This is a genomic window from Brevundimonas sp. UBA7534 (genome assembly GCF_002479325.1).
GTDB lineage: Bacteria > Pseudomonadota > Alphaproteobacteria > Caulobacterales > Caulobacteraceae > Brevundimonas.
On the sequence record NZ_DLMO01000002.1, the window covers coordinates 2,471 to 6,277 of the forward strand.

Consider the following 3,807-nt stretch of genomic DNA (forward strand, 5'->3'; position numbering starts at 1 on the left):
GGCGAAGGGCGCGGCGCGGCCGTGCTGATGAGCGGCCTGGACTATGAGCGCGCGGTGCTGTCGGCCGGGCCGCTGGGCATCATGCAGGCCGCGCTGGACGTGGTGCTGCCCTACGTCCGCGACCGCAAGCAGTTCGGCAAGGCCATCGGCAGCTTTCAGCTGATGCAGGGCAAGGTGGCCGACATGTACGTGGCGCTGAACAGCGCCCGGGCCTACGTCTATTCGGTCGCGCGCGCCTGCGATCAGGGCCTGACCACCCGCTATGACGCCGCGGGCGCCATTCTGCTGGCCAGCGAGAACGCGGTGAAGGTCACGCTGGAGGCCGTCCAGGCTCTGGGCGGCGCCGGCTACACCAAGGAATGGCCGGTCGAGCGCCTGGTCCGCGACGCCAAGCTCTATGACATCGGCGCCGGCACCAACGAAATCCGCCGCTTCCTGATCGGCCGGGAACTGCTGGGGAGCTGACGGCTTCCTTCCCTCAGGAAGGAGACCGTCCCATGCCCGCCAAATCCGCAGCTCAGCAGAAGGCCGCCGGCGCCGCCCTGTCGGCCAAGCGCGGCGACACGCCCAAGTCCGAACTGAAGGGCGCGTCCAAGTCGATGCTGTCGATGAGCGAAAAGCAACTCGAGGAATTCGCCCACACCAAGCGCAAGGGAAAGCCCGAGCACGTGAAGGATTGAGTCCGCCGGCGCGGCGGCTGCCGATCTTACCAAACGGTATGTGGCGGGCGAGGATTATCTCGCCTAAATGCCTCCAACCGTGACCCGAGCGCCGCTGCCGATGCCCCCTATCGACGACCAGACCGACGCGGCGCGCCGCTTCTCCGACGTTCTGGAATCGCTGGGTGAAGGCGCCAATCCGAAACTGACGCTTCAGGAACTGGTCGCCGCCTTCGGCGAACGCGGCTTCGGCGCGATCATCCTGGTGCTGTCGCTGCTCGCCCTTCTGCCCTGGCCCCCCGGCGGGAAGGCAGTCTTCGCCGTGCCGATCATCCTGATGTCGCTGGAGCTGGCGTTTCAGCGCGACACGGTGTGGATGCCCCGCTGGGCACTGCGCGCCTCGGTCAGCCGCACAGCCTACCGCTCGGGCGTGTCGCGCATCATGAAGCTGATCCGCCGGGTGGAGGCCCTGACCCGGCCGCGGCTTCATTACCTCACCGGCGAGGTCGCTGACGTGGTGACCGGCCTGGTCTGCGTGGTTCTGGCCGTGATCATGGCGCTGCCCATCCCGTTCGGGGACGCCCTGCCCGGCATCGCCCTGGTGCTGTTCGCCCTGGGCATGATGCAGCGCGACGGCGTGGCCATCATCCTGGGGGTGGTCGCCACGGCCGCCTGCGCCCTGTACCTCTTCCTGATCTGGGCCACGGTGGTGGAGGTGGCCCACCATGTCGCCGGCTGGTTCGCCCACCTGGCGCATTAGACGAACAAAAGGGCCGCCGCGTCGCCGCGACGGCCCTTCATTGTCTGACCGCGAACGGCCGGACCGCAACTCAGCCTGAAAGGATCAGGCCCGAACCTCTCCGAGGCCCAGGGTCGCGGCCACCGCACGCGATTGATGACAATGAGACACTGGATCACCTCCTTTCGACTGTTGAACAGGGAGGTGAAAGGTAAGACGCCCCAAGGCCTTATGCAAAGAGGCTTCCCGATTTCGTGAAGAGGCGGGCGTCAGGCCGCCTGCTGTTGGCCCGAAAGCCCCTGCATCATCATGCGGTTCAGGTCGATCAGGTCCTGAAAGGTCTCCTCGCCGCGCATGATCGCCGACGAATGGCGGTTCACGAACAGGCTCAGCGAGATGATCTGCGCGCGCATCGACTGGCCCAGGGCGTTGTGCGGGCTGGTGCAGTCGGTGGCCAGCGTGCTCCACAGCCGCCGGTTCCAGTCCAGGGCGTCGATCCGGGTCGCCACGTCGGCCGCGTCCACGCTCGAGGCATGGACGAGCGCGCGCGTCACCTGACCGAACAGGCGATACTCCATGTCGCGCGGCGACTCAGTCCGGGTCGCCGCCGCCGTGTACGCCTGAAGCGACATTCAGCACTCTCTCTTCGTATTCGACAATCTTACGGGCCGACATCAGGGCCTTGTAGTATTCGCGCGCCAGCACGTGACGCGACGCGGAGACGCACTCCGCCAGGATGTCGGTGTTGCGCGTGGCCCCCATGAACTCGGTGATGCGCAGCGCCATTTCGTCATAGAATTTGGCCGCCGAGCCCTCGTCCAGATACATCATCATGATCGGGAAATAGATGCGGCGCGCAGGCGTCGTGACGTCCTCGGCCTGCATGATGTCCTTCTCTCGCAGGACGCTGGCCTTGTTCTGCAGGATCAGCACGCCGCGCCGGTCGCCGTTCTGGACCACGGCGCCGTTCAGCACGAACTTCTCGCCCGGCTTCAGAGACAGCTTCAAAGGCATCGGCGGAGGGCTCCCACGATCCGGCGCGGTCGCTGGCGTCATACGCCGACCGGAACGAATCCAGGTTAAACAGGCAGGGTTAACCATCCCTTGTCCGTCGCCTCCGGGGGAACGCCTACACCCCGCCTCACGTTGTCCAACCAGACAGGAGGCGAACGATGGCCGACATTGATTTTGACGACGACCAGGAACAGTCCGAGACGTTCGACGAGACCCATCTCGACGACGAGGGCGACGGCGAATTCCTGCTGGACGAGGCCGATCCGGTGCTGGACGTGACCCAGGCCGACGGCGACGCCGACGAAGAGACCTTTGACGAGGACGACCTCGACATCGACGACCAGCTGGCCCTGGACGGGGTCGAGCGTGAAGCCGACGCCCTGCTGGGCGTCGACGGCGAAAAGCGCAACCAGTCCGACGCCGACAGCAACGGCGCCCAGGCCGCCGACGAGGTCGAACTTGTCTATTCGGGCCTGATGCGAAACCAGCGCGGCGCCCAGGCCAGCGCGGCGCACTGGGAGGCCAAGCGGCTTTCGGACGACGATATCGAAGACCTCGGCTACGGCCCCGACGCGGACGCCGATCAGCCGCAACGATAAGGAGACAGATGATGGACAAGGACACCCGGCGCGACGCCGACACCGAGACCCCTCACGCCAAGCGCGCGCCCTCGGACGCCGCCAAGCCCGATCAGTTGAACGAAGGCGACCGCAAGGCCGAAAGCCGCCAGGAGGCCCTCGTCGACGAGGGGATCGAGGAAACCTTCCCCGCCAGCGATCCGGTCTCGGCCAAGCGCATCACCTGATCGCTGTTCAGGATCGCCCCGATCCGCTAACCCGCTTCGTGACATTCACGGAGCGGGTTTTTCATGGGCCGGTTCGAAGGCACCGATCGCTACATCGCCACCGACGACCTGAAGGTCGCGGTCAACGCCGCCGTGGCGCTGGAACGGCCGCTGCTCATCAAGGGCGAGCCTGGCACAGGCAAGACCGTCCTGGCCTATGAGATCGCCAAGGCCTTCGACGCCCCGTTGATCACCTGGCACGTCAAGTCCACGACCAAGGCCCACAACGGCCTCTACGAATACGACGCCGTCAGCCGACTGCGCGACAGCCAGTTGGGCGACCAACGCGTCCACGACGTCCGCAACTATCTGAAGAAGGGCAAGCTGTGGGAGGCCTTCACCGCTCCCGTGCGCCCCGTCCTTTTGATCGACGAGATCGACAAGGCCGACATCGAATTCCCGAACGACCTGCTTCAGGAACTGGACCGGATGGAGTTCTACGTCCAGGAGACCGATGAGACGATCCGCGCCGACATCCGTCCCATCGTCATCATCACCTCCAACAACGAAAAGGAACTGCCCGACGCCTTCCTGCGCCGCTGCTTCTTCCA

The 3,807-nt window shown here is 65.6% G+C and carries 8 protein-coding genes; 6 read left to right on the forward strand and 2 right to left on the reverse strand.

Annotation, left to right across the window (positions count from 1 at the left end):
- The 3 genes from B2U11_RS00180 to B2U11_RS00190 form a co-directional block, all read left to right on the forward strand.
- On the forward strand, positions 1–465 hold a 465-nt coding region (locus tag B2U11_RS00180; RefSeq protein ID WP_292068928.1), incomplete at its 5' end, for an acyl-CoA dehydrogenase family protein.
- A gap of 32 nt (positions 466–497) precedes the next feature.
- Positions 498–680: a DUF3008 family protein gene (locus B2U11_RS00185; RefSeq protein ID WP_292068930.1), complete on the forward strand. Its 183-nt coding sequence runs from the start codon at positions 498–500 to the stop codon at positions 678–680.
- Between the two features lie 79 nt (positions 681–759).
- The gene (locus B2U11_RS00190) at positions 760–1,419 is read left to right on the forward strand and encodes an exopolysaccharide biosynthesis protein (protein ID WP_292068933.1); all 660 of its coding nucleotides are present in this window, start codon (positions 760–762) and stop codon (positions 1,417–1,419) included.
- Between the two features lie 248 nt (positions 1,420–1,667).
- On the opposite strand, the gene flaF is transcribed toward B2U11_RS00190, so the two are convergent.
- The gene (gene flaF, locus B2U11_RS00195; protein WP_292068936.1) at positions 1,668–2,030 is read right to left on the reverse strand and encodes a flagellar biosynthesis regulator FlaF; all 363 of its coding nucleotides are present in this window, start codon (positions 2,028–2,030) and stop codon (positions 1,668–1,670) included.
- Positions 1,990–2,412: a flagellar biosynthesis repressor FlbT gene (flbT, locus tag B2U11_RS00200; protein ID WP_292068937.1), complete on the reverse strand. Its 423-nt coding sequence runs from the start codon at positions 2,410–2,412 to the stop codon at positions 1,990–1,992. Before flbT ends, flaF begins: the two co-directional genes overlap by 41 nt.
- A gap of 158 nt (positions 2,413–2,570) precedes the next feature.
- On the opposite strand from flbT, the gene B2U11_RS00205 reads away from it, so the two are divergent.
- The 3 genes from B2U11_RS00205 to B2U11_RS00215 form a co-directional block, all read left to right on the forward strand.
- Positions 2,571–3,011, forward strand: a complete 441-nt coding sequence (locus B2U11_RS00205; RefSeq protein WP_292068940.1) for a hypothetical protein — start codon at positions 2,571–2,573, stop codon at positions 3,009–3,011.
- Positions 3,012–3,019: 8 nt separating this feature from the next.
- Positions 3,020–3,217, forward strand: coding sequence for a hypothetical protein (locus B2U11_RS00210; protein WP_292068943.1), 198 nt, complete (start codon positions 3,020–3,022; stop codon positions 3,215–3,217).
- Between the two features lie 63 nt (positions 3,218–3,280).
- On the forward strand, positions 3,281–3,807 hold a 527-nt coding region (locus tag B2U11_RS00215), incomplete at its 3' end, for an AAA family ATPase (RefSeq protein WP_292068946.1).